Source organism: Candidatus Eisenbacteria bacterium (assembly GCA_030017955.1).
In the GTDB taxonomy this organism is placed as follows: domain Bacteria; phylum Eisenbacteria; class RBG-16-71-46; order JASEGR01; family JASEGR01; genus JASEGR01.
Genome location: JASEGR010000154.1, coordinates 1 through 2,939 on the forward strand (window position 1 = coordinate 1; position 2,939 = coordinate 2,939).

Sequence of the window (2,939 nt, forward strand, 5' to 3'; positions counted from 1 at the left end):
TAATACCCTACCCAATATCTCACGTTTTGTTGTATAAGTTTTTTTTCTTCTCAGAATAAGTTGAAGGGAAAGAGAAGGGATAACCGAGGCTCAATTCCCTGGCAGGAGTAGTGTCCTCAGTTATCCCCCAAAGACTTCTTACTTGATACTGTATTGCGATATCGATGTCAAGCTATTGGAGCAGGTGAGAAAGAAGTATCCGTGGCCTCGTCCTCCGTGGTGTCCTCGGTGCAGAAGCCCAAGGCTGTGGGGTCATGGTTATGTGGGTCGGTTTTTTGATGGGTATCACAAGGCACTGTTGTTGAAGCGGTATCGTTGTCCTGACTGTGGGGCGGTCCATACGCTGAGGCCCCATCTTTATGATCGGCGGTTTCAGGCGATCTGGTTTACGATTTTTTTGAGCCTGCTCCGAAAGATCACCCATGGCCGGTGGCTTTGGGGGATCGGTCGTCAGAGGCAGCAGTATTGGTGGAGAGGGTTTAGGAAGCATGCATCGAGGCGGCAAAACGTTACTCCTGAGACCGCTCTGGCTACCCTTGTTACCTTGTTTGAGGCAGAGCATCTTTTGGGCACTCATTCGCTGACCCATGATGAGAGGACACCTCTTGGGGAATCTCCACACCGTAGGCTTGCGGTGACTTTCCCGAGGGGAGCGGGGTAGGATGGATCAAAACCCACGCAAGGAGGTCCTTCATCATGGACAAAGAGAAGAAAGAGAAGATTGCGCTGTTTCGGTTTGGGGTGATTTCAAGGCTGTTATGGGTCAAGGAGGATGAACGCCAGAAAGAAGCTCTCCTTCGGGAGATTACCTCCGCATCCTGGGAGATTCCCTTTTCCGGGCGAACGGTTCTGGGACGCTCGACGGTTCTGGATTGGCTCAAGAAGTACCGAGACACTGGAGGCAGGATCGAGAGTCTTGAGCCACAGGTGCGTTCGGACAAAGGGAAAGCCCGATCTCTGGATGAAGAGACGGAGCAGACTCTGGTGCGTTTAAAGACAGAACTCAAGGGAGCTTCTCTGCCCGTGATTCTGCGGGTGGCCCGGGAACGAAAGCTTCTGCCTCCCGACTTCCATGCCTCCGTTCAGAGTCTTTACCGGCTCTTCCAACGGCTGGGGCTCAATGAACCGCAAGGACTCAAACCGGATCTCCGAAGGTATGAAACGGAGCTTCCCAATGATTTGTGGCAGTCCGACTGTATGCATGGACCTTCGGTGATCGTTGACGGGAAGGTGCGAAAGAGTTTTCTCTTTGCCTTCCTGGATGATCACTCCCGCCTCATCCCCCATGGAGAGTTCTATCTGCAAGAAAACCTCAAAAACGTGACCGACTGCCTGATCAAGGCTTTAAGCAAAAGGGGGTTGCCCAGAAAGATTTATCTCGACAATGCCCCCTCCTTCCGTTCTCACCAACTCGCTCATGCCACCGCCTCCCTCGGCATCTCGCTGATTCACTGTACTCCTTACCGTCCTGAGGGAAAGGGAAAGATTGAAAGGTATTTCAAAACGCTAAGAATGCAGTTTCTTCCCCTTCTTCCCCCCTCCCTTTCGCTCGCTACCCTGAACCAACGGTTCGAACAATGGTCTGACCAGACCTATCATCGAACCGTCCATGGCACCACCAAAGAAACCCCCTGGGACCGCTACACCCAACACCTTCATCTCCTGAGGCCCGCCCCTAAAAACCTCTCCGATTTCTTTCGCACCCGGGCCCGACGTAAAGTCGACCGTGACCGAACCGTCACCCTTCAGGGCAGAATCTATGAAGCCCCCGTCGAACTGATCGAAAAAAATGTCACCCTTCTGTATCAGGAAGATGACCCCCTGCGGATCGAAATCTTTTACCATGATCAATCCTATGGATTCCTCGTTCCCCTCAACCCCCATATTAACGCCCGGATCAAACGAAACGCTGAGCGCACCTACATTGAACCAAAACCGACTTCTGAGCCCACCCCTCCCATCGCAAAACCCTATCAGGGGGGGAAGCTCTTCGAAAGGAGTGAGGACGATGACTCGCTATAAGCAATTCTTCGGCTTTCAACGAGAACCCTTCCCCCAGGACATCAAAGTCGAGGACCTCTACCCCCTGCCGGGTCTCAAAAGCCTCGCCGACCGATTCCTCTATGCCCTTGATTTGGGCGCCATTAGTGTCATCACCGGTGAGGTGGGTACCGGCAAATCCACCTCGCTCAGATACGCCTCCTCTCCTCTGCACCCCTCTCAATACCGCATCATCCCTGTCACGGCCAACACCGGAACCATCCTCGAACTGCTCAAACAAATCCTGCTCTCCCTCCAGGTAGAGTCCCGTTGCCTCTCCATCACCCTTCTGGCCAAAACCCTCCGAGGGATTCTGGTCGAAATCAATGCGAAAAAACAACAACCGATCCTCATCATTGACGAAGCCCACCTGATGCGCATCGAGATCTTTGCCCAACTCCATACCCTGCTCCAATTTGACTTTGACTCCAAACCCTTGGTCCCGCTCATCCTCTGCGGACAAAATACCCTGATTGATAAGCTGATGTATCACAGCTCGCGTCCTCTGGCCTCCAGGGTCGTGGGCAGGTCTCATCTTGAAGGCTTAACTCTCAAAGAAATGGAGGGATATCTAAATCACCACCTCAGGATCGCTGGGATCAAGGAACAACTCTTCGCCGAGGAGGCCATCCTGGCCATCCAGCAGGGATCAGGAGGCCTGCTCCGAAGGGCAAACCACCTCGCCAGGGGAGCTCTGGTAGCAGCGACTCTTGAAAAGAACCGCACCGTCTCGGCTGAGCATGTCAGAGCGGCTTCGACAGAAATTATCTGATGGGTCTGACGGGAGGAAGAAACATTCTCCCTCCTGCTTATCCGGATCATTGTGGAGTCCAGTTTTGTGTGGAAAATTAGGTCGGATTAATGTGAGAGGTTACAGGTGCTATCGGGGGTATCATCTG

The 2,939-nt window shown here is 52.9% G+C and carries 2 protein-coding genes; both read left to right on the forward strand.

The features are described from left to right. Positions 1-696: 696 nt before the first annotated feature. Positions 697-2,022, forward strand: coding sequence for a DDE-type integrase/transposase/recombinase (locus QME66_13165; GenBank protein ID MDI6809897.1), 1,326 nt, complete (start codon positions 697-699; stop codon positions 2,020-2,022). After that, positions 2,009-2,812, forward strand: coding sequence for an AAA family ATPase (locus QME66_13170; GenBank protein MDI6809898.1), 804 nt, complete (start codon positions 2,009-2,011; stop codon positions 2,810-2,812). Before QME66_13165 ends, QME66_13170 begins: the two co-directional genes overlap by 14 nt. Positions 2,813-2,939: the final 127 nt, after the last annotated feature.